Below are 21,991 nucleotides of genomic sequence, written 5' to 3'. Positions count from 1 at the left end.
TTTATGTCGTTATGTCGTTGGCGCGTCGCGACGAATTTCGCCGCGGCCGCCCTGGTCGTGGATCCGCAACTCCCCGCGGATCAGCCCTGGTACCAGGCACCCGCAGGCTGCTTGTCGCCGCCGACGGGACGCAGGCGCTTGATCAGGATGCGGCCGCCGTCGGCCTGCATCGTGATGCCCTCGTCGGTGGCGGACACCACCTCACCGGGGGTTCCGTCACCTTCCAGCAGCGCGCTGTCGTAGATCTGGACTTCGGTGTCCTTGATCGTGGCGCGTGCGCCCGGTGCGGGGTTGGCAGCGCGGATGATGTTGTAGACCTCCTGCGCGGGCTTGGACCAATCGATGGTGGCGGCATCCTTGCCGAACCAGCTTTCGTAGGACCCGTCCTCGAGGCGCTGGTCGTGCTTGATGATGACGCCGGCCTTCACCAGCTCCAGCCCCTCGATCATGGCGTCGACGCCCATCGGGAAGAGCTTCTTGAAGTAGACATCGCCAAGGGTCTCGTCGGGGCCGATCTCGCAGGTCTTCTGCAGCATGATCGGGCCTTCATCGAGGCCGTCATCGGGCCAGAAGATCGACAGACCGGTCATGGTCGATCCCATGGCGATGGGCCAGTTGATCGACGAGGGGCCACGGTGCATCGGGCAGAGCGAGGGGTGATACTGGAACGTGCCGTAGGTGGGGGCGTCGCGCACCTCCTCGGGGACGAACAGCAGCACGTAGGCCATCATGCAGATGTCGGCGTTGAAGCTTTTCATCAGTTCCAGCGCCTCGGGGGTCTTCCAGGACGCCGGCTGATGCACGGGCAGGCCCTTCTCGCGGGCGAATTCCACCAGCGGATCCTCGGGCTTGCCTTCCTTGGTGGGGGCGCAGCACACCGCGACGACATCCTCGCCGCGTTCCAGAAGACGTTCCAGAACAGCCTTGCCAAAGGCCTGCTGGCCATGAACCACAATACGCATCTCTTTCCTCCCTTGTCCGAGCGCGCCGACCGATATGTGGCCGGTCGCGCCCGGCGGATTTTCTTTTATTCAGCGGCGATCGATTTTTTCGGCTCGCCGACGGCGCCCGACTTGACCACGCGGTCAAGATCCTCGCCCGAGTAGCCCAGAACCTGTTGCAGGATCTCGGTGGTATGCTCGCCCAGCAGCGGCGACCGGGTCACCTCGACGGGGCTGTCGCTCAGCTTGATCGGGCAGCCGACGCTGGTGTAGCGGCCGCGCTCGGGGTGATCGACGTCAACGATGGTGCCGGTCTTGCGCAGGCCCTCGTCCTCGATGATCTCCTTGGTCGACAAGATCGGACCGACGGGGATGTTCAGCGGGTTGCAGATGTCCATGACCTCGAACTTGGTCTTGGTCATCGTCCACTGCTCGATCCGCTCGAAGATCTCGTTGAGCTTGTCGAGGCGGTCCTTCGGAGTGGCATAGCCCTCCTTGGTCTTCCACTCGGGCTCGCCGATGACATCGCAGACCTGCTCCCAGACGGCTGCCTGGGTGATGAAGTAGGTGTAGGCGTTGGGATCGGTTTCCCAGCCCTTGCACTTGAGGATCCGGCCCGGCTGACCGCCGCCCGAGTCGTTGCCGGCGCGCGGGGTCGCATCGCCGAACTCGACGCCTTCGCCAAACTGCGAATACTCGGTCAGCGGGCCCTTCTCCAGGCGCTGCTGGTCGCGCAGCTTGACCCGGCAGAGGTTGATGACGCCGTCCTGCATCGCCGCCGAGACCTTCTGGCCGCGGCCAGACTTCTCGCGGTGGAACAGGGCGGTGACGATCCCGAGGCAGAGGTGCAGGCCGGTGCCCGAGTCGCCGATCTGCGCGCCGGTCACCAGGGGCGGGCCGTCACGGAAACCGGTGGTCGAGGCCGAGCCGCCGGCGCATTGGGCGACGTTCTCGTAGACCTTGCAATCCTCGTACTTGCCGGGGCCGAAACCCTTGATCGAGGCCAGGATCATGCGCGGGTTGATCTCCTGGATACGCTCCCAGGTGAAGCCCATGCGGTCCAGCGCGCCGGGGGCGAAGTTCTCGACCATGACGTCGCATTCCTCGATCAGGCGCGTCAGCACCTCCTTGCCCGTCTCGTTCTTCGAGTTCAGCTCGATCGAACGCTTGTTGTGGTTGAGCATGGTGAAATAGAGGCTGTCCGCGCCGGGGACGTCCACCAGCTGCTTGCGGGTGGCGTCGCCCACGCCGGGACGCTCGACCTTGATGACGTCGGCGCCGAACCAGGCCAGAAGTTGGGTGCAGGTCGGTCCGGACTGGACGTGGGTGAAGTCAAGGATCTTGACGCCTTCAAGGGCTTTCATGGTGCGCTCCTGTTCGTAAAAGCTGATTGCGCGTGGTGCGTCACTTCTTCTTCACCACGCTTTGCGGATTGAGGTTGCCGATGCGCCCGCTTTCAGTGCCGGCGTTCTCGTCAATGACCGCATTGATAAGGGTGGGTTTGCCCGAGTCCATTGCCTCGTTTACCGCACGCGACAATTCGTCTGGGGTGGTCGCCGTGACCCCGACGCCGCCGAAGGCCTGCATCATCAGGTCATAGCGCGAGTTCTTCACGAAGACCGTGGGCGCCACATCGGAACCGCCTGTCGGGTTCACGTCGGTGCCCCGGTAGATCCCGTTGTTGTTGAAGATCACGATGCAGACCGGCAGGTCGTAGCGGCAGATCGTCTCCACCTCCATGCCCGAGAAACCGAAGGCGCTGTCGCCCTCGACGGCCAGCACGGGCTGGCCGGTCTCGACGGCGGCGGCGACGGCTGCGCCCATGCCGATCCCCATGATGCCCCAGGTACCCACGTCAAGCCGCTTGCGGGGCTTGTACATGTCGATGATCGAGCGGGCGAAATCGAGGGTGTTGGCGCCTTCGTTCACCAGGATCGCATCGGGGCGCTCCTTGATGATGGTCTTCAGCGCGCCCAGGGCCCCGTGGAAGTCCATGGGGTTGTTGTTGTTCTGAAGCTTGTTGGCCATCTTGGCCACGTTGCCCTCGACCTTGGAGCGGATCGCGTCGGTCCACTCGGCGGGCGGGGCCGACCAGTCGTCGCCCATCTTGTCCAGCAGAGCGTTGACGCAGGATTCCACGTCGCCGACCAGCGGTGCCGCGATCTCGACGTTGCTGTCCATCTCGCGCGGTTCGATGTCGATCTGGATGAATTTCTTCGAGCCGGGCTCGCCCCAGGTCTTGCCCTTGCCGTGGGACAGAAGCCAGTTCAGGCGCGCGCCGATCATCACCACCACGTCGGCCTCTTTCAGGGCCAGCGAACGGGCGGCACCTGCGGACTGGGGATGGGTGTCGGGCAGCAGGCCCTTGGCCATCGACATGGGCAGGTAGGGGATGCCGCTTTTCTCGACCAGCTCGCGCACCGCGTCGTCGGCCTGGGCATAGGCGGCGCCCTTGCCAAGGATGATGAGCGGCTTCTTGGCGCCCTTCAGAAGGTCGATGGCGCGGTCCACGGCCTCGGGGCCGGGGATCTGGGCGGGGGCCGGGTCGATGACCTTGACCAGGGATTTCTGACCCTCAAGCTCGTCCATCGTCTGGGCAAAGAGCTGGGCGGGCAGGTCCAGGTAGACACCGCCCGGGCGGCCCGAGACGGCGGCGCGGATGGCGCGGGCGACGGCGATGCCGATGTCTTCGGCGTGCAGCACCCGGAAGGCGGCCTTGCAGAGCGGCTTGGCGATCGCCAGCTGGTCCATCTCCTCGTAGTCGCCCTGCTGGAGATCGACGATCTCACGCTCGGACGAGCCCGAGATCAGGATCATCGGGAAACAGTTGGTGGTGGCGTTGGCCAGGGCGGTCAGGCCGTTCAGGAAGCCCGGCGCCGAAACGGTCAGGCAGACCCCCGGCTTCTTGGTCAGGTAGCCCGCGATCGCGGCGGCGTTGCCGGCGTGCTGCTCGTGACGGAAGGAGATGACGCGCATTCCCTGGGCCTGGGCAAGGCGGCCCAGGTCGGTGATCGGGATCCCGGGCACGCCGTAGATCGTGTTCAGATCGTTCAGCTTGAGGGCGTCGATGACAAGATGAAAGCCGTCGGTCAGCTCCTGCGGAGCGTTTGCTTCACTTGCGGCGACGTCGAGGCTTTGCACGGTTGCGGACATTTTGATCTTCCTCCCAAGGAGCGTTGTGGTCTGCCGCGGCCCCCATATGACCGCAGCAGTCTCGGATTAGGTTGAACGGTTTCGGGCTTGTGTCTCGATCCGCGACCATGCCCGGCGGACGTGGGCATGCAGTCGCATCGTGTGGTCGCGCACCAGTTGCGACGCGAGCTCCGCGTCGCGGGCCTCCAGCGCCTCGATGATGCTCATGTGGTCGACGACCGAGCGCGTGGCGCGGTCCCCTTCTTCCAGCGCGCGGCGGCGCACGGCGTGAATGTGAACGAAAAGACCGTCGGCCATCGTCTTGAGAAGCGAACAGCCCGACATCTCCAGGATCAACTCGTGGAACTGGATGTTGGCGTCCGAGTACTCGGCAAGGTCGGCGCGAGCGGCGCTGGCCGAGTGGCGCATCGCGTGCTTGCGCAGCTTGCCCAGATCGGCGTCCGAGGCGTCGGTGGCGGCCAGTCGCGCGGCCATGCTTTCCAGCGCGGCCCAGGCGACGATCATCTCGAGGATCTCGTCCAGCGTCTTGCGCAGGACGAACACGCCCTTGCGGGCCTGGATGTCGACGAAACCGTCCTGCTGAAGGCGCACCAGCGCCTCGCGCAGCGGCGTGCGGGAGATGCCCAGCTGATCGGCCAGCGAGCGTTCGTCCAGCCGCAGGTTGGCGCCTTCCTCGTAGATATTCATCTCGACAATCGCGTCGCGGAGAAGGTCATAGATATGATCCTTCAGCGTGAACTTGGTTGCGATCGGCTTGAGCTTCATGAGAAAAGGCGGCCCCTGAAAATCTGACGAAACCGAATCCCGGTTCGTTGGCATACCATAGACCACACAACCAGCGCTGACAACATGTCACAGGTGCCTTTGGGGAGCCCGGTGCTGGCCCGACCCGCAGGCGGGGGCCGGAAATCCCACTATCACGGGGAAAATATCGTCGAAGATGGGGGTGAATTTTCTTGCCTCGGACCCGATAGCGGAACGGCTGTCACTGATGCGGAACACCGCTTTACCTACCCGATTGCGCCCTAAAAACCTGACAATTTCGATGTGCACACAGGCGATTCTTCCCCATTGCCGCACCCTGCCCCGCCTGGCGGCCGAGGCCCTTGAGAGCCTCCTGACCCCTCTTAAACAACCAGCCAAAGGTTCCCATTCCTACGCGAATGGGATACACCTTTCTGCGCCTGCGAAAGGCTGCTGACGCGACCACTCTTGATGCGCCGGGCCGAAGTTGGTATCTGGAATACCACGGGTGCTGCTGGCGTCCGTGCGCATCGAATCAAACGGGGATCCATCGTGCTTATCCGCGCCGCCGACTCTATCCTGATCGTCATTGACATGCAGGAACGGCTTGTCCCCGCCATGCAGGCCCCCGCCCGCACCATCCGCAACGCCGCGACCCTTATTACCGCCGCCCGCGCGATGGACGTGCCCGTCCTGCTGACCGAACAATACCCCGAGGGGCTGGGCCGCACCGTGCCCGGCATCGCGAAGGTTTCGGACGGTGTCCCGATCTTCGAGAAGCTGCATTTCTCCTGCATGGAAGATGAGGCGATCCGCGACGCCGTGGCCGAAAGCGGCCGCCGTCAGGTCGTGCTTGCCGGGATGGAGGCACATATCTGCGTCGTCCAGACCGCCGCCAGCCTGATGGAGGACGGTTTCGAGGTCTTCGTGGTCTCGGACGCCACCGCCTCGCGCACCCTCGAAAGCGAAACCGCCTGCATCGAGCGTCTCAGCGCCGGCGGCGCCGGCATCGTCACCACCGAGATGGTGGTGTTCGAGTGGCTCGGCCGGGCCGGCACCGACGCTTTCCGCCAGATATTGCCGCTGGTCAAATGACCGGACGAGGATGAGAACACCGTGGATTACGCACATCAGGGACAGATCCAGTAAAGGGAGGTCACACTCGACATGAACATCCATGAATATCAGGCCAAGAGGCTGCTGCGCGACTATGGCGCGCCGGTCGCCGACGGTCGGCCCGTACTGAAGGCCGAAGACGCCAAATCCGCCGCGGGCGAGCTGGACGGACCCGTCTGGGTCGTCAAGGCACAGATCCACGCCGGCGGACGCGGCAAGGGATCGTTCAAGGAAGCTGACGCCGGCGAGAAGGGTGGTGTGCGCATCACCAAATCCGTCGAGGAAGCCGCCACCGAGGCCAAGAAGATGCTGGGCCGCACCCTGGTGACCCACCAGACCGGCCCCGCCGGCAAGCAGGTCAACCGCATCTACATCGAGGACGGTTCGGGCATCGCGCGCGAACTCTACCTTGCGCTGCTGGTGGATCGCCAGACCAGCCGCATCGCCTTCGTCTGCTCGACCGAGGGCGGCATGGACATCGAGGAGGTCGCCGCCTCCACCCCCGACAAGATCCTGTCGTTCAGCGTCGATCCCGCCGCCGGCTACCAGGCCTTCCACGGCCGCCGCATCGCCTTTGCCCTCGGCCTCGAAGGTCAGCAGGTCAAGCAGTGCGTCCAGCTGATGGGCACGCTCTACAAGCTGTTCAACGACAAGGACATGGAGATGCTCGAGATCAACCCGCTTGTCGTGACCGACAAGGGTGATCTGATGTGCCTCGACGCCAAGATGGGCTTTGACGGCAACGCCATCTACCGCCACCAGGACATCGCCCAGCTGCGCGACGAGACCGAGGAAGATCCCAAGGAACTCGCCGCCTCCAAATACGACCTGAACTACATCGCCCTCGACGGCGAGATCGGCTGCATGGTCAACGGCGCGGGCCTGGCCATGTCGACCATGGACATCATCAAGCTGGAAGGCGCCGAGCCTGCCAACTTCCTCGACGTGGGCGGCTCCGCCACCACCGAGAAGGTGACCGAGGCGTTCAAGATCATCACCTCGGATCCCAACGTCAAAGGCATCCTGGTCAACATCTTCGGCGGCATCATGCGCTGTGACGTCATCGCCGAGGGCGTGGTCGAGGCCGTCAAGGAAGTGGGCCTTCAGGTTCCGCTGGTTGTCCGCCTCGAGGGGACGAACGTGGAAGAAGGCAAGAAGATCATCAACGAAAGCGGCCTGAACGTGATTGCCGCCGACGACCTGGGCGACGCCGCCCGCAAGATCGTCAAAGCGGTGAAGGGGTAACAGCATGTCCGTACTCGTAGACAAGAACACCCGCGTCATCTGCCAGGGCATCACCGGCTCTCAGGGGACCTTCCACTCCGAGCAGGCGATCGCCTACGGCACCAACATGGTCGGCGGCGTCACCCCCGGCAAAGGCGGCCAGCAGCACCTGAACCTGCCGGTCTTCAACTCGGTCCACGAGGCCATGGCCGCGACCGACGCCAACGCCACCGTGATCTACGTGCCGCCCCCCTTCGCGGCCGATTCGATCCTGGAAGCCATCGACGCCAAGATCCCGCTGGTCGTCGCCATCACCGAAGGCATCCCGGTGCTGGACATGATGCGCGTCAAGCGGGCGCTTGAGGGCACCGACACCATCCTGATCGGCCCCAACTGCCCCGGCGTCATCACCCCCGGCGAATGCAAGATCGGCATCATGCCCGGTCACATCCACCGCAAGGGCACCGTCGGCGTCGTCTCGCGCTCGGGCACGCTGACCTACGAGGCCGTCAAGCAGACGTCCGATGTGGGTCTGGGTCAGTCCAGCTGTGTCGGCATCGGCGGCGACCCCATCAAGGGGACCGAGCATATCGACGTGCTGGAATGGTTCCTGGCCGACGACGACACCCACTCGATCATCATGATCGGCGAGATCGGCGGCTCGGCTGAAGAAGAGGCCGCCCAGTTCCTGAAAGACGAAGCCAAGCGCGGACGCAAGAAGCCCGTCGCAGGCTTCATCGCCGGTCGCACGGCCCCTCCGGGCCGCCGCATGGGCCACGCAGGCGCCATCGTCGCCGGCGGCAAAGGCGGTGCGGATGACAAGATCGAGGCCATGAAGTCGGCCGGCATCGTTGTCGCCGAAAGCCCCGCCGGCCTGGGCGAAGCCGTTCTGAAGGCCATCGGCTGATCCAAGAAATACCGGAGGGCGGTCCCCGCCCCCCGGCCCCGGCGGCCCCGAAGCCGCCCGTCATTCCCCGCCGGTGCTCCCAAGAGCCGGCGGGGTTTTTTGTGATGGTGAGGGATGGGAAGCTTTGGTTCGGATCGGCTGGTTCGGCCTAACTGGCCCCTACCCCAACCGCCGCTTGCGCTGTTCGTCGCGCAGGGTCAGGAAGATCACCGCAAGATCGATGGCGCTCAGCACCAGAAGCATCCGGCCGCCGACGGCGAACCATTCCCACATCTGATAGGCGACAAAGCCGCCCAGCACCAGGATCGCGGCGTGGCTGGCCCAGCGGGCACCGCGCAGGATGGCGGCGACGACCACAAGGTGCAGCAGCCCGTGGCTGAGAAAGTAGATCTTGTAGAAGGTCAGGTCCGCAGGCGGCGCGTTGCCCAGCCAGGACAGCACCCGGGCCGCGACGAAATCCTTGGGATCCTCCGACAGCTCCTTTTCCACCAGCCAGCGCAGCAGCGGCGGCAGCTTGGCGGCAATGCCCAGTTGCAGCGCCGCGGCGGTCGAGATCTGGACCACGGCCAGCAGCGCCTTGGCGAGGATCGTGGCGATGAAGATCCGGTGTTCGGTGCTGGTGTCGGGGGCTTCGGGCACCGTGTCGCGGTACTCCGTGCCCGCCGGTGGCGTGCCTGTGGTGCCGTCGTCTGCTGCCATGCGTCTGGTTCCCGGGTCCTGTTCCGCCCGCGCGTTTGGTATCCCATCGGCCCGCCCCTGCCAATCGTCGCGGGCGGTGATCCACCGACACGGCCGCCTTTGCCGCACCGGGGCTTTTGCCGGGCGCGCCGACGTGTCAGCCTGTGCCTGCCGGGCGCCGTCAGGCCCCACCCCGTCAACCCGAGAGTGTCCCTTGCAAAATCGCCCCCATCCCCGACCCGCCCGCCTTGCTGCTTTGATTGCCGGGCCCGCCCTGGCGCTGGCGCTGTCGCTGGGCGCCACCACCGTGCCGCAGCCCGCCGCGGCCCAGGACCGCGCCGCGGTGGAGAGGCAGTTCCGTGATTGGCTGGAACAGAGCATCTGGCCCAAGGCCCGGGCCCAGGGCGTATCGCGCGCGACGTTCGAGGCGGCGTTCCGGGGCGTCTCGCTGAACTGGAAGCTGCCGGACCTTGTGCCGCCCGGCACCCGGCCCAGCACCCCCAAGCAGCAGCGCCAGGCCGAATTCGGCAGCCCCGGCAAGTATTTCAATCGCGGCTCTGTCGACGGGGCGACGGTGATCGGCCGGCAGATGGCGGGGCGCCATGCCCGCGCCCTGTCGCGCACCGCCGCCGCCACCGGCGTGCCTGGGCGTATCATCCTGGCGATCTGGGGCCGCGAAAGCGGCTACGGGCGCGTCAAGATCCCCTACAATGCCTTCGAGGTGCTGGGCACCAAGGGCTTCATGTCCAGCCGCGCCGACTATTTCGCGGGGGAGCTGGTGGCCGCCCTGCGCATTGCCCAGGCCGGACACGTCCGCGCCAATGGCATGAAAAGCAGCTGGGCCGGCGCCCTGGGACAGCCCCAGTTCATGCCGTCGAGCTTTCTGGAACATGCCGCCGACGGCAATGGCGACGGGCGCGCCGATATCTGGAACTCCGAAGCCGACACCATCGCCTCGATCGGGCGCTATTTGCAGCGGCACGGCTGGGTGGCCGGGCGCGATTGGGGCTTCGAGGTGGAGGTGCCGGCCTCGGTCTCCTGCACGCTGGAGGGGCCGGACCAGGGTCGGCCCATCGCCCAGTGGGCGGCGATGGGGATCACCCGCGTGTCTGGCAAGCCCTTCCCCGAACATGAGCTGCGCGGCGAGGGCTATTTGCTGATGCCGGCCGGGCGAAGCGGCCCGGCCTTCGTGGTGACGCCCAATTTCTACGTCCTCAAGGATTACAACATGAGCGACCTCTACGCGCTGTTCGTGGGCCACGTGGGTGACCGGATCCAGTATGGATCGGGGGATTTCACCGGGCGCTGGGGCAAGGTCGGCGGGCTATACCGTTCGGATGTGGCGTCGATGCAGCGCGCGCTGGAGAAGATGGGCCATGACGTGGGCGGGGCCGACGGGCTGCCGGGTTTCAAGACCCGCCGCAGCATCGGCCGCTGGCAGGAGGCCCAAGGCCGCCCTGCCACCTGCTTCCCCGAGGCGCGGATGAAGGCATCGCTGGGCGGCTGACATAGGGCCGAGCGACTGGGCTGAGCGACCGGGGAATGCGACAGCGCCGCGCGACCGGGATCACCCCGGCGCGCTGCATGTCAAAATCCGAAAATGTGTGGCGTGCCGGGAATAATGAAGCCCCGTCGGCCGCCCTCCCAAGGGCCGACGGGGCTCTCATCGGGTCCGGATCCCGAGAGTGATCTTTTAAATATCAGCACGCCCTTGGCGCGTCTATACGCCGCAGCGCGGTTTCACGGGTTTTTGCGCCCCGCGGCGCCCCTTTTCGCCCCTTTCGGGACGTCTCGGGCGCCGCGGGCCAGGGCCGTCACTCGGCCGCGATCTCCTGCGTCGCCTTCGAAACCCGGCAGGCCGAGAACTTGAACTCGGGGATCTTGCCATAGGGGTCCAGCGCGGGGTTGGTCAGCATGTTGGCGGCGGCCTCGACATAGGCGAAGGGCACGAAGACCATATCCTCGGACACAGCCCGGTCGGCGCGGGCCATGATGCTGATCGACCCGCGGCGCGTCTCGATCGTCATCTTCTCGCCCGGCTCGATGCCCAGACGGCGCAGGGTGCGTGGATGCATCGAGGCGTTGGCCTCGGGCTCGACCGCGTCCAGCACCGTGGCGCGGCGGGTCATCGACCCGGTGTGCCAATGCTCAAGCTGCCGGCCGGTGGTCAGGATCATCGGGAACTCGGTGTCGGGCACCTCGTCGGGGGCGATGATGCTGGCGGGGGTAAACTTTGCCCGCCCTTCGGACCGGGGGAAGCCGTCGGAGAAGACGATGGGCTGGCCCGGATCGGTGGCCGAAAGCGACGGGTATGTCACCGCGTTCTCGGTTTCCAGACGGTCCCAGGTGATGTTCTCCAGCGATTTCATCGACAGCTTCATCTCGGCGAAGACCTCGCGCGGGTGGGTGTAGCTCCAGTCCAGCCCCAGCCGCTTGGCCAGATCGACCGTGATCGCCCAATCCTCGCGCGCCTCGCCCGGAGGCGCCACGGCGGGGCGGCCCATCTGCACCTGACGGTTGGTGTTGGTCACGGTACCGGTCTTTTCGGCCCATGCGCTGGCGGGCAGGATCACGTCGGCATAGTTGGCGGTTTCGGTCAGGAAGATGTCCTGCACCACCAGATGCTCCAGCTTGGCAAGCGCGTCGCGGGCGTGGCCGGCGTCGGGGTCCGACATGGCCGGGTTTTCGCCCAAGATATACATGGACGAGATCTGGCCGTCGTGGATCGCATCCATTATCTCGACCACGGTCAGGCCCCGCTGGCTGTCGACATCGCCCTGCTTCCAGATGTCCTTGAAGGCCGACCGCACGCCGTCATCCTCGACGCTTTGATAGTCGGGCAGGAACATCGGGATCATGCCGGCGTCCGAGGCACCCTGCACGTTGTTCTGACCGCGTAGCGGATGCAGGCCGGTGCCGGGGCGGCCGACGTGGCCGCACATCAGCGCGAGGCTGATCAGGCAGCGCGAGTTGTCGGTGCCGTGGATGTGCTGGCTGACGCCCATGCCCCAGAAGATCATGCCGGCGCGGGCGTTGGCGAACTCGCGGGCCACTTCGCGCAAGGTGGCGGCGGGGATGCCGCAGATCTCTTCCATCTTCTCGGGGGTGAAATCCTTGAGGTGGGATTTCATCGCGTCCCAGTTCTCGGTGAAGGCCTCGATATACTGCTGGTCGTAAAGACCTTCCTCGACGATCACGTTCATGATCGCGTTCAGCATCGAGACATCGGCACCCGGACGGAATTGCAGCATGTGCGAGGCGTGCCGCTTCAGGCCCTGTCCGCGCGGATCCATCACGATCAGCTTGCCGCCGCGCTTGGCGAACTGCTTGAAGTATGTCGCGGCGACGGGGTGGTTTTCGGTCGGGTTGGCGCCGATGACGATGGCGACATCGGCGTTCTCGATCTCGTTGAAGGTGGCGGTCACGGCGGCCGAGCCCACGTTTTCCATCAGGGCCGCCACCGAGGAGGCGTGGCACAGACGGGTGCAGTGGTCGACGTTGTTGTGGCCAAAGCCCTGACGGATCAGCTTCTGGAACAGATACGCCTCTTCGTTGGAGCACTTGGCCGAGCCGAAGCCGGCGATGCCCTTGCCGCCCTTCTCGTCGCGGATCTTCGCCATGCCGCCGGCGGCGACATCAAGCGCCTCTTCCCAGGTGGCTTCGCGGAAATGGGTCCAGGGGTTGGCCGGATCGACGTTCAGACCCTTTTCGGGCGCGTCCTCGCGCCGGATCATGGGCTTGGTCAGGCGGTGGCCGTGGGCCACGTAGTCAAAGCCGAAGCGGCCCTTGACGCACAGGCGGTTTTCGTTGGCGGGGCCATTCAGACCCTCGACGTACTTGATCTTGTCGTCCTTGATCTTGAACGACAGCTGACAGCCGACGCCGCAATAGGGACAGACGGAATTGACCTCGCGGTCGTAATCCTCGGTGTCGCCGATCTGGTTCTCGTCGACCACGGTGGCGGGCAGCAGCGCGCCGGTGGGACAGGCCTGAACGCATTCGCCACAGGCGACACAGCTCGATGCACCCATCGGGTCGTCCATATCGAAGACGATCTTTTCGTCGTGGCCGCGCCCGGCCATGCCGATCACGTCGTTCACCTGAACCTCGCGGCAGGCGCGGACGCACAGGTTGCAGTGGATGCAGGCATCAAGGTTGACGCGCATGGCGACATGGCTGTCGTCCAGCAGCGGCACGCGGGTGTGTTCGATGGCCGGGAAGCGGCTTTCCTCGACGCCGTTCAGCTCGGCCATCTTCCAGAAATGCGAGCTGGCGTCATGGGCCAGATCACGCTTGGGCTGGTCGGCGGCCAGAAGCTCCATCACCAGCTTGCGCGATTTCTCGGCCCGTTCGCTGTCGGTCTTGACGACCATGCCTTCGGAGACGGGACGGATGCAGGAGGCGATCAGCGTGCGCTCGCCCTCGACCTCGACCATGCAGGCCCGGCAGTTGCCGTCGGGGCGGTAGCCCGGCTCGGGCTTGTGGCACAGATGCGGGATGACAAGGCCCCGGCCTTGCGCGGCTTCCCAGATGGTCCAGCCGTCAGGGACGGTGACCTCTTTGCCGTTCAGGGTGAAGGTGACGGTTTTGGTGGAGTTCGCATCAAGCATGGGAAACGTCCTTTTGGCGGGGCGCCGGCGCGGGGGCCGGGCATGTCATGGCGGTGGGCGAGGAGACGCGGATCATTGGCTGATGTCCTCGGGGAAATGCTTCATGGTCAGACGGATCGGGTTCGGCGCCGCCTGCCCCAGACCGCAGATCGAGGCATCGCCAAGCACGGTGCACAGATCTTCCAGCAGGGGCTGATCCCATGTGTCGGCCTCCATCAGTTTGACCGCCTTTTCGCAGCCCGTGCGGCAGGGGGTGCACTGACCGCAGCTTTCGTCTTCGAAGAACCGCAGCATGTTCAGGGCGGCATCCTTGGCGCTGTCGTGCTGGGACAGGACCACCACGGCGGCCGATCCGATGAAGCTGCCATGGGGTTGCAGCGTGTCGAAATCCAGCGGGATGTCATCCATCGAGGCAGGCAGCAGTCCCGACGAGGGGCCACCCGGCTGATAGGCCTTGAACGTATGGCCGTCCTGCATGCCGCCGGCGGCTTCGATCACGTCCAGAATGGTAGACCCGGCCGGGAGCAGATGCACACCCGGTTCGCGCACCCGACCGGAGACCGAATAGGACCGAAGCCCCTTGCGGCCGTTCTTTTCATGCGACGACAGGATCTCGGGCCCGTTGCGCACAATCTTGGAAACCCAGTAAAGCGTCTCGACATTGTGGACCAGCGTCGGACGGTCGAAGACGCCGACCTGCGCCACGAAGGGCGGGCGGTGACGCGGCAGGCCGCGCTTGCCTTCGATCGACTCGATCATCGCGCTTTCCTCGCCGCAGATATAGGCGCCGGCGCCGCGGCGCAGGTCGATATATCCCTCGGAGACCAGACCGGCCTGTTCCAGCGCCTCGATCTCGCGGCGCAGGATCTCAAGCACGGCGGGGTATTCATCGCGCATGTAGATGAAGCATTTCTCGGCCTCGACCGCCCAGGCGGCGATCAGCATGCCTTCAAGGAAGGGATGAGGCGTCCGCTCAAGGTAGTAGCGGTCCTTGAAGGTGCCGGGCTCGCCCTCGTCGCCGTTGACGGCCAGATAGCGGGGGCCGTCGTTCATGCGCACGAAGGACCATTTCCGCCCCGAGGGGAAGCCCGCGCCGCCCAGACCGCGCAGGCCCGAGGCAAGCACCATGTCCTGCACCTCGTCGGGGGTGCTGGAGCCTGCGCGAAGCTCTTCCAGCATGGCATAGCCGCCGTCGCCGCGGTAGGTCTCGAAGGTCTCGTATTCGGGGATCACGGCGTGGGTGTCGCGGGACTCGACCGCGCGGGCGACCAGCTCGGGTGTGGCGTGATCGATATGCTTGTGGCCCAATTCCAGCACCGGGCCGGTGTCGCAGCGGCCCATGCAAGGGGCACGCAGCACGCGCACCTCGCGGCCACCGTTATACTGCTCGGTCAGCTTGGCGATCAGCTCCTGCGCGCCCGCCAGCTCGCAGGACAGCGAATCACAGACGCGGATGGTCAGATCGGGCGGCGCGGTCTCGCCAGCCTTCACCACGTCGAAATGGGCATAAAAGGTGGCAACCTCGTAGACCTCGGCCTGCGCCATGCGCATTTCCTCGGCCAGGGCCCGCAGATGCCCTTCGGACAGGTGGTTATAGCGATCCTGGATCAGGTGAAGGAATTCGATCAGCAAATCGGATCGCCGGGGGCGGTCGCCCAGCAGCGCGCGGACCTCCTCCAGCGCCTGGTCTTCGACCTGGCGGCCCTTGGGGGTCTTGCGGCCCTTGCCAGGGGCCGATTTCCAGACGCCTTTGCGATCATCAAGCGGTGCCATTGCGGTAACTCCTCCCTATCTTGATGCAGAAAATTACATAAGCCAAAGACATCATCAAATTTGAATTTAGACAGGTTGCATAAGAATACCTTATCACGCCTCGCGCCCAAGGATCCGTTGCAGGGCCTGCACCGTCGCCAGACCCTGATGGCGCACGGCGGCGACCAGACAGATGGATTTCGTCAATTCGGGCTCGACCAGAGGCAGCGCGACGGCGTTCTGAATTTCGCCTAAGGACGCAATGAGCGCCTGGGGCACGATGGTGGCGGCGAACCCTTCGTTCACCATGACCAGCGACGAGGTGAAGGCGTTGTTCTCGGACAGCACCTGCGGGTGCAGGTTCATCTCGGCGAAGTGGCGGTCCAGGATTCGGCGGTTCTGCATGTCGCGCACCAGCAGCGTCAGCGGCAGCGCCGCCGCCTCGGCCCAGGTGGCGGTGCCCCGCGCCCGTGGCGCCATCGACCGGGGAGCTACCAGAACATAGGTTTCCTCATAGAGGGGCAGCAGATCCAGCACATCCGCCGACACCCCGTCGGAATAGGTGATGCCGGCATCGATGCTGCCGTCCTCAATCCCTTGCTGGATCTGAAGCGATGAGGCCGAGCGCAGCCGCATCATGATCCCCGGATGCACCTTCGCCACCATCGCCGGCAGGCGCGAGGCATAGGCCAGCGCTGTCGGAACGACGCCCAGTGTAAGCGTACCGGTGATCGTGCCCTTGGCTGACAGGATCTCCTGTTCCATGGCGCGGGCGTCATCGGTGATCCGGCGGGCCCAGCGCAGGACGATCTCGCCCTCCTCTGTGAAACCCTGGAACCGGTTGCCCCGCTTGACAATCGACAGGCCAAGCTGATCCTCGAGATTGCGGATCCGCATCGAGAAGGCGGGTTGCGAGATTCCGCAGACCGCGGCGGCACGCGCGAAATGCTTGTGCCGCGCCAGCGACAGCAAAAGCTGCATGTCCCTAAGTTCCAGCATTTTCGCCACGCTCCTGTCCGAAAGGCTCTGGCCCGCGCGGCCAAAGCGTGAAAAAACCCCTGTGCCGGTTCGCGGCCGCACCTTGGTCCGGCCGCCGGGCCCCTGCCCGGAAGCCGGCGATGGGCGGTCGTTGACGGGTACCGGGCTTTTGGTGTACCAGATACCAACGGTCGCGCCATCATCAAAACCGGATTCACGGGGACAGTGCAATGATCCTTTCCGAGCATCAGTCCAAAGAGCTTCTGGCGCAATACGGCGTGCGAATCCCCGACGGCCGGCTTGCCCGCACCGCCGAGGAGGCCGAACAGCGCTGCCGCGAGATTCGCGCCGAGAAATACGTGGTGAAGGCCCAGATCGGCGCCGGCGGGCGCGGCCTGGCCGGCGGCGTGCGTTTCGCGGCCACCCCGACCTCGGTCCGCGACGAGGCCGAGCGCATGATCGGCAAGCCCCTTGTCACCGAACAGACCTCCAGCGCGGGGGAGACGGTCGCCTCGGTCTATGTGGAGGCCGCCGTCGATATTGCCGAGGATTACTACGTCGCGCTGGTGATCGACCCCTCTTCGGGGCAGCCGACGCTGCTGGCCTCGACCACGGGCGGGGTGGATTTCGAGAAGACCGCGCGCCGGGACCCCGGCGTCGTCGACAGCCTGTCCATGCCCAAGGGCGCCAAGACCCCGGCCGAGACCATCGCAGCCTTCCTGGCCGACACCGGGTTTCCCAGCAAATCTGTCGAGGGCGCGGCCGAGATGGTGCAGAACGCCGCCCGCGCCTTCGTCGACAACGACATGACCCTGGCCGAGATCAACCCGCTGGCCCTGACCGCCCAAGGCGACTGGATCGCGGTGGATGCCAAGGTCATCCTGGACGACAACGCCAGTTTCCGGCACCCCGAGTTCGAGGCCCTGCGCGGCCGCAACGATTGGTCCGCCGATGAACGCGTCGCCCATCAGAACGAAATCAATCTGGTTAAGCTGGACGGCAATATCGGCGTCGTCGTGAACGGCGCGGGCCTGGGGCTTGCGACCAACGACATGCTGATTGACGCCGGCGGCGCCCCCGCCAACTTCATGGATATCCGCACCACCGCCACCAGCTTCCAGATCGCCCGCGGGGTAGAGCTTTTGCTGGCCGATCCCAAGGTGCGGATCATCCTGCTCAACGTGCATGGCGGCGGCATGACCGCCTGCGACACCGTCGCCGAGGGCGTGGCCTTCGCCTATTCCCGGTCCGAGCGGAAACTGCCCATCGTGGCCCGGCTTGCGGGCCAGAGCGCGGATTGGGCGACCCGGCTGCTGAAGGATCGGCGCCTGCCGTTCGAATCCCGCGACACCCTTGGCGAAGCCGTTCGCCGGGCCGTGGAACTGGCTCAGAAGGGGGGCAAGTGATGGCTATTCTGGTTGATGCCGACACCAAGGTCATCGTTCAGGGCATGACCGGCCGCTCGGGCACGTTCTACACCGACCTGGCCGTGCGCTACGGCTCGAACTATGTCGGCGGCGTCCGCCCCGGCAAGGGCGGCACCCGGCACCTGGGCCTGCCGATGTTCGACAGCGTCGCCGAGGCCCGCGAAGCCACCGGCGCCGACGCCAGCCTTGTGATGGTCCCCGCCCACCATGCCGCCGAGGCCATGCTGGAGGCGATCGAGGCCGGGATCCGCGTCATCGTCTGCGTCACCGAGCGTGTGCCCGTCCATGACATGGTGCGCGTGAAACAGGCGCTGGAAGGCTCCGACAGCGTGCTGATCGGCCCCAATTCCCAAGGTATCCTGACGCCCGACGCCTGCAAGATCGGCGTCATGCCCACCCGCGACGCGCAGCCCGGCCCGATCGGCATCGCCTCGCGCTCGGCCTCGCTGACGTCCGAGGTGCTGGCCCAGTGCAGCCGCGCCGGGCTGGGACAATCGACCACTGTGGGCATTGGCGGCGACGCGGTCCACGGCCTGGGCTTTCGTGGCTGCCTTGAGAAATTCCGCGAGGATGACGCCACCCGCGCCGTGGTGCTGATCGCCGAGATCGGCGGCCGCGAAGAGGAAGAGGCCGCCGAATATCTGGCATCGGTCGATTACGGCAAGCCGGTCGTCGTGCTGGTCGTTGGCCGCCACGCTCCGGCCCAGCGCCGGATGGGCCATGCCGGCACCCTGTCGCTGCTGGGTGCCGCCAGCGCCGAGGAAAAGGCCGACCTGCTGCGCAAGGCCGGCGCCATTGTCGCGCGCGACACCGATGATGTCGTGCCAAGCATCCAGAAAGCCCTGAACAAGGGCTGACAACCGAAACGAGACGAGAGGCCCATGGCATCCAAGACCCCTGCGGACCTGCCCGCGAAGATGAAGGTGATCGAGGCCCGCGAGCCGGGCAAGCCCGAAGTCCTGCAAACCGCCGAGCGTCCGGTCCCTACGCCGGCCGCCCACGAGGTCCTGATCAAGGTGACCGCCGCCGGCGTGAACGGACCCGACATGGTGCAACGCCGCGGCCATTACCCGCCGCCCAAGGGCGCCTCTGACCTGCTGGGCCTCGAGGTGTCGGGCGAGGTCGTGGCCCTCGGCGACGATGTCACCGGCTGGAACACCGGCGACCGGGTCTGCGCCCTGACCAACGGCGGCGGTTATGCCGAGTATGTGGCCGTCGACGCCAGTCACTGCCTGCCCATCCCCCAAGGGATGTCCGAAGAGGACGCGGCCGGCCTGCCCGAGACCTTCTTCACGGTCTGGAGCAACATCTTCCACGGTCACGACATCCCCAAGGACGGCAACTTCCTGGTCCACGGCGGATCGGGCGGCATCGGATCGACTGCGGTGCAGCTGGGCGCGGCCATGGGGCTGAATGTCTTCACCACCGCAGGCTCGGCCGAGGCGTGCCAGTTCTGCACCGATCTGGGCGCCACCCGCGCGATCAATTTCCACGACGAGGATTTCGTGGCGATCCTGCGCGAGGCCGGCGGCGCCGACATCATTCTGGATATCATCGGGGGCGACTACGTTGCCCGCAACATCAAGGCCAGCCGCCATGACGCGCGCATCGTCAGCATCGCATTCAACGCCGGCTCGAAGATCGAGATCGACCTGATGCCGATGATGCTCAAGCGGCTGACGCTGACCGGCTCGACACTGCGCTCGCGGCCCGACACTTTCAAGTCGGTCGTCGCCAGCGCACTTCGGGAAACCGTCTGGCCCCTTTTCGCGCAGGGGAGATTGCGCGCTGTCACCCATGCCAAGCTGCCGCTGGACCAGGCGGCCGAGGCGCATGAGATGATGGAAGCGGCCAGGCATCACGGCAAGATCCTGCTGTTGCCCTGACGGGCATGGGCAGGCTGCGAACCACAGGACGATATGGGAGGGCTCTAATGGGCAAGGTGTGGAATTTCGTGCAGGAGTATTCGCTTCTGCTGATCTGCGGGGCGGTCGTGGCCCTGATCTGGGCGAATACGTCGCCCGAGGCGTATCATCACTTCGTAGAATACGAGCTGGTCAAGGACAGCTTCATCGGTGCGCTGCACGATGACGGCTCGGGCCACGTGACCCGCTCGATCACCCTGCACTGGCTGGTCAACGACCTGCTGATGGCCTTCTTCTTCGCCCTCGCCGGCAAGGAAGTCTGGGAAGCCGTCGCCCTCAAGCAGGGCTCGTTGCGCGGCAAGAAGGCCCTGACCCCGCTGATCGCCACCGCCGGCGGCATGCTGGGCCCGGTCAGCGTCTACCTGCTGGGCGCGCTGATGGTCGGCAAGATGGCCGCCCTGGCCAACGGCTGGGCCATCCCCACCGCGACCGACATCGCCTTTTCGTACCTCGTGGGCCGCATGGTCTTCGGCGCGGGTCACCCGGCGGTCGGTTTCCTGCTGCTTCTGGCCATCGCCGATGACGCGGCCGGCCTGATCATCCTTGCGGTCTTCTACCCCCAGGGCGACCTGGCCCCCGTCTGGCTGCTGCTGTCAGTCGCCGCGGGCGTCGGTGTCTACGTGCTGGCCAACTGGCTGCCGCGCCGCCTGGACCGGGGGAACGAGGCGCGCCCCGTCTCGACCTTCTTCCGCAAAACGATCTCGTTCTGGCCCTATGCTATCGCCGGCGCGCTTAGCTGGTACGGCTTTTACAAGGCCGGCATCCACCCGGCCCTGGGCCTTCTGCCGATCGTGCCCGCCATTCCGCACGCTGATGTCGATTACGGTATCTTCGCGGACGCCGAGAAGCATCTTACCGACCTGCTCAACCACATCGAGCACATGCTGAAACGCCCGGTCGAGGTGATCCTGCTGGGCTTTGGCCTGATGAACGCGGGCGTGGAATTCTCGGCCATCGGCGACGCCACCTGGCTGGTGCTGGCCGGCCTGATCGTGGGCAAGCCCTTCGGCATTCTGCTCTTCGGCTGGATCGGGGCGCGGGTGATGGGCTTTGGCCTGCCGGTCGGCATGAAGACCTCGGACCTGTTCGTGCTGGGCTGTGTGGCGGCCATCGGCTTTACCGTGTCGCTCTTCGTGGCGGCGGTGGCCTTCCCGCCGGGCGACATCCAGGACGCCGCCAAGATGGGCGCGCTGATGTCCTTCGGGGCGGCCGGCATCTCGCTCATCATGGGCAAGGTGTTCAAGTCCAACCGGATGGCGGAGGCCGCGCAGCCGGCCGAGTGATCCGACACTCATCGGGCGGGGCCTTTGCGGCCACGCCGACCGGGCCCGGCGGAGCGATCCGCCGGGCCTTTTCCATGGGTGCCCCCGGCCGGATCACCCCGGCGCGGAGGACCATGGCGAGCGGGCCGCGCAAGGCGCGCATGTCGGGTGCTTCTCCACCGGCGGGAACCGCCCGTGCCACTTGCAGGTTTGGCTTTGCAACAACCCGGGATTTTCCATGCGCAGCACGTCTCACAGCTACCTGGTCGGGGCCTTTCTGCTGACCACGCTCGCGGCCCCGGCCCTGGCCCAGACCGCCCCGGTCGTGTCACCGGGGCCAAAGCTGATCGCCGCCCCGGGCAGCCCCAAGGCCCTGGCCGCCGCGGGCGTGGGGGCCGCAGCCCAGCCAGCCCCCACCCCCGGCCCCGTCGCGCCCGCCCAGGATTGCGGGCTTTACGAGGCGATCGAGCCCGACGACACCATCGCCAGCATCGCCGCCCGCTGCGGGATCGAGGAATCGCTTCTGCTGCTGGCCAACCCCGACATCGGCAGCGACCTGGACCTGCGGATCGGCGAATCGCTGATGATCGGTCCGACGGGCACCGCCGCCGCCGAGAAGGCCCAGGCGGAGCCCGCCCCGCCCGCGCAATCGACCGACACCCCAGCCGAGGTCACCGTGGAAGTCCCCGCGGAAGACACCGCCCAACCGCCCGCGCCTGCCTCAGTCCCCGCCTCAGCCCCGGCGGCCACCGCCAATGCGCGCGGAACCACGGTCACCAGCACCGCTACTCTGGACGGCAACACGGAACAGGAACTGGCCCCCGGCCAGGGCGACGTCATCATCTCGAGCACCGACAAGGGGTTCGCCGCGCCCGATCCGGCGCCGGAAGCGCCCGAGGCACCGCGCACCGCCGCCGCGCCCGAAGCCCCGGTGACCGAGCCCGCCCCCGAAGCACCCGAGGCGCCCGCCGCCCCGGTGGCGCCCGAAAGCTATTCGCGGGATGTCATCGGCCTGTGGCAGGAGGTCGGAGGAAGCTGCGGCAATATCGAGACCTCTTGGGCCTTCACGCCGACCGAGATGCGCAACAACGGCCTGGTCTGCGCGATCGACGGGATCGAGGCCGAAGGCGCGGCCCTGCGAGTGAAGGTCCGCTGCGGCGCCGAGAGCGATGCGCGCAGCTACCTGGTCGCGCCCTTCGCAGGGGCCGGGATGACCGTCACCGGAAACCAGTTCCAGACCAACCTGGAACGCTGCCCCGGCTGATCCACATGCC

General features: G+C 66.0%; 17 protein-coding genes. 9 read left to right on the top strand and 8 right to left on the bottom strand.

Going from position 1 to position 21,991, the window contains the following annotated elements; translation table 11 throughout:
- Positions 1-80: 80 nt before the first annotated feature.
- The 4 genes from CLV77_RS14870 to CLV77_RS14855 form a co-directional block, all read right to left on the bottom strand.
- Positions 81-962 (bottom strand): methionyl-tRNA formyltransferase, encoded by an 882-nt coding sequence (locus CLV77_RS14870; protein WP_076980330.1) that lies wholly within the window; start codon positions 960-962, stop codon positions 81-83.
- Between the two features lie 65 nt (positions 963-1,027).
- Positions 1,028-2,305: a formyl-CoA transferase gene (gene frc / locus CLV77_RS14865; RefSeq protein ID WP_076980329.1), complete on the bottom strand. Its 1,278-nt coding sequence runs from the start codon at positions 2,303-2,305 to the stop codon at positions 1,028-1,030.
- Positions 2,306-2,345: 40 nt separating this feature from the next.
- Positions 2,346-4,094: an oxalyl-CoA decarboxylase gene (oxc, locus tag CLV77_RS14860; protein WP_076980328.1), complete on the bottom strand. Its 1,749-nt coding sequence runs from the start codon at positions 4,092-4,094 to the stop codon at positions 2,346-2,348.
- 66 nt (positions 4,095-4,160) lie between these two features.
- On the bottom strand, positions 4,161-4,859 hold the full coding sequence (locus tag CLV77_RS14855; protein WP_076980327.1) for a GntR family transcriptional regulator: 699 nt from the start codon (positions 4,857-4,859) through the stop codon (positions 4,161-4,163).
- Positions 4,860-5,390: 531 nt separating this feature from the next.
- Here CLV77_RS14855 and CLV77_RS14850 point away from each other — a divergent pair.
- From CLV77_RS14850 to sucD (CLV77_RS14840), 3 genes are all read left to right on the top strand, one after another.
- A complete protein-coding gene (locus tag CLV77_RS14850; RefSeq protein WP_076980326.1) occupies positions 5,391-5,933 on the top strand; it encodes a hydrolase in 543 nt (180 codons plus the stop codon).
- A gap of 72 nt (positions 5,934-6,005) precedes the next feature.
- The gene (gene sucC, locus CLV77_RS14845) at positions 6,006-7,199 is read left to right on the top strand and encodes an ADP-forming succinate--CoA ligase subunit beta (protein ID WP_076980325.1); all 1,194 of its coding nucleotides are present in this window, start codon (positions 6,006-6,008) and stop codon (positions 7,197-7,199) included.
- Between the two features lie 4 nt (positions 7,200-7,203).
- Entirely contained in the window at positions 7,204-8,085 is an 882-nt protein-coding gene (sucD, locus tag CLV77_RS14840) for a succinate--CoA ligase subunit alpha (RefSeq protein ID WP_076980324.1), read from the top strand.
- A gap of 159 nt (positions 8,086-8,244) precedes the next feature.
- Here sucD (CLV77_RS14840) and CLV77_RS14835 read toward each other — a convergent pair whose 3' ends face one another.
- Positions 8,245-8,784: a DUF2127 domain-containing protein gene (locus CLV77_RS14835; RefSeq protein ID WP_076980323.1), complete on the bottom strand. Its 540-nt coding sequence runs from the start codon at positions 8,782-8,784 to the stop codon at positions 8,245-8,247.
- Between the two features lie 235 nt (positions 8,785-9,019).
- Here CLV77_RS14835 and CLV77_RS14830 point away from each other — a divergent pair, with 235 nt between their 5' ends.
- Positions 9,020-10,270 carry a lytic murein transglycosylase gene (locus CLV77_RS14830; protein WP_425319794.1) on the top strand — a complete coding sequence of 417 codons (1,251 nt, stop codon included), beginning with the start codon at positions 9,020-9,022 and terminating at the stop codon, positions 10,268-10,270.
- Between the two features lie 307 nt (positions 10,271-10,577).
- On the opposite strand, the gene fdhF is transcribed toward CLV77_RS14830, so the two are convergent.
- The 3 genes from fdhF to CLV77_RS14815 form a co-directional block, all read right to left on the bottom strand.
- Positions 10,578-13,373, bottom strand: coding sequence for a formate dehydrogenase subunit alpha (gene fdhF / locus CLV77_RS14825; protein ID WP_076980322.1), 2,796 nt, complete (start codon positions 13,371-13,373; stop codon positions 10,578-10,580).
- A 72-nt stretch (positions 13,374-13,445) separates the two neighbouring features.
- A complete protein-coding gene (locus tag CLV77_RS14820) occupies positions 13,446-15,146 on the bottom strand; it encodes an NAD(P)H-dependent oxidoreductase subunit E (RefSeq protein ID WP_076980321.1) in 1,701 nt (566 codons plus the stop codon).
- 93 nt (positions 15,147-15,239) lie between these two features.
- The gene (locus CLV77_RS14815; protein ID WP_076980320.1) at positions 15,240-16,124 is read right to left on the bottom strand and encodes a LysR family transcriptional regulator; all 885 of its coding nucleotides are present in this window, start codon (positions 16,122-16,124) and stop codon (positions 15,240-15,242) included.
- A gap of 209 nt (positions 16,125-16,333) precedes the next feature.
- On the opposite strand from CLV77_RS14815, the gene sucC (CLV77_RS14810) reads away from it, so the two are divergent.
- From sucC (CLV77_RS14810) to CLV77_RS16440, 5 genes are all read left to right on the top strand, one after another.
- Positions 16,334-17,509: an ADP-forming succinate--CoA ligase subunit beta gene (gene sucC, locus CLV77_RS14810; RefSeq protein ID WP_076980319.1), complete on the top strand. Its 1,176-nt coding sequence runs from the start codon at positions 16,334-16,336 to the stop codon at positions 17,507-17,509.
- Positions 17,509-18,387, top strand: coding sequence for a succinate--CoA ligase subunit alpha (gene sucD / locus CLV77_RS14805; protein WP_076980318.1), 879 nt, complete (start codon positions 17,509-17,511; stop codon positions 18,385-18,387). Before sucC (CLV77_RS14810) ends, sucD (CLV77_RS14805) begins: the two co-directional genes overlap by 1 nt.
- Positions 18,388-18,411: 24 nt before the next feature.
- Positions 18,412-19,416 carry an NAD(P)H-quinone oxidoreductase gene (locus CLV77_RS14800; protein WP_076980317.1) on the top strand — a complete coding sequence of 335 codons (1,005 nt, stop codon included), beginning with the start codon at positions 18,412-18,414 and terminating at the stop codon, positions 19,414-19,416.
- 47 nt (positions 19,417-19,463) lie between these two features.
- Positions 19,464-20,738, top strand: a complete 1,275-nt coding sequence (locus tag CLV77_RS14795; protein ID WP_076980316.1) for a Na+/H+ antiporter NhaA — start codon at positions 19,464-19,466, stop codon at positions 20,736-20,738.
- Between the two features lie 217 nt (positions 20,739-20,955).
- Complete coding sequence (locus CLV77_RS16440) at positions 20,956-21,981, top strand: LysM peptidoglycan-binding domain-containing protein (RefSeq protein ID WP_076980315.1); 1,026 nt, start codon at positions 20,956-20,958, stop codon at positions 21,979-21,981.
- Positions 21,982-21,991: the final 10 nt, after the last annotated feature.

The sequence above is a fragment of the Brevirhabdus pacifica genome, assembly GCF_002797755.1.
GTDB lineage: Bacteria > Pseudomonadota > Alphaproteobacteria > Rhodobacterales > Rhodobacteraceae > Brevirhabdus > Brevirhabdus pacifica.
Note: the sequence above shows the minus strand (reverse complement) of the source record. Positions and strands in the feature narration are given on the sequence as shown.

Coding starts and splice junctions, on each gene's coding strand:
- oxc (WP_076980328.1), bottom strand. CDS start 4,094: ATGTCCGCAACCGTGCAAAGCCTCGACGTCGCCGCAAGTGAAGCAAAC.
- CLV77_RS14855 (WP_076980327.1), bottom strand. CDS start 4,859: ATGAAGCTCAAGCCGATCGCAACCAAGTTCACGCTGAAGGATCATATC.
- CLV77_RS14815 (WP_076980320.1), bottom strand. CDS start 16,124: ATGCTGGAACTTAGGGACATGCAGCTTTTGCTGTCGCTGGCGCGGCAC.
- sucD (WP_076980318.1), top strand. CDS start 17,509: ATGGCTATTCTGGTTGATGCCGACACCAAGGTCATCGTTCAGGGCATG.
- fdhF (WP_076980322.1), bottom strand. CDS start 13,373: ATGCTTGATGCGAACTCCACCAAAACCGTCACCTTCACCCTGAACGGC.
- CLV77_RS14870 (WP_076980330.1), bottom strand. CDS start 962: ATGCGTATTGTGGTTCATGGCCAGCAGGCCTTTGGCAAGGCTGTTCTG.
- CLV77_RS14795 (WP_076980316.1), top strand. CDS start 19,464: ATGGGCAAGGTGTGGAATTTCGTGCAGGAGTATTCGCTTCTGCTGATC.
- CLV77_RS14820 (WP_076980321.1), bottom strand. CDS start 15,146: ATGGCACCGCTTGATGATCGCAAAGGCGTCTGGAAATCGGCCCCTGGC.
- sucC (WP_076980325.1), top strand. CDS start 6,006: ATGAACATCCATGAATATCAGGCCAAGAGGCTGCTGCGCGACTATGGC.
- sucC (WP_076980319.1), top strand. CDS start 16,334: ATGATCCTTTCCGAGCATCAGTCCAAAGAGCTTCTGGCGCAATACGGC.
- sucD (WP_076980324.1), top strand. CDS start 7,204: ATGTCCGTACTCGTAGACAAGAACACCCGCGTCATCTGCCAGGGCATC.
- frc (WP_076980329.1), bottom strand. CDS start 2,305: ATGAAAGCCCTTGAAGGCGTCAAGATCCTTGACTTCACCCACGTCCAG.
- CLV77_RS16440 (WP_076980315.1), top strand. CDS start 20,956: ATGCGCAGCACGTCTCACAGCTACCTGGTCGGGGCCTTTCTGCTGACC.
- CLV77_RS14835 (WP_076980323.1), bottom strand. CDS start 8,784: ATGGCAGCAGACGACGGCACCACAGGCACGCCACCGGCGGGCACGGAG.
- CLV77_RS14800 (WP_076980317.1), top strand. CDS start 18,412: ATGGCATCCAAGACCCCTGCGGACCTGCCCGCGAAGATGAAGGTGATC.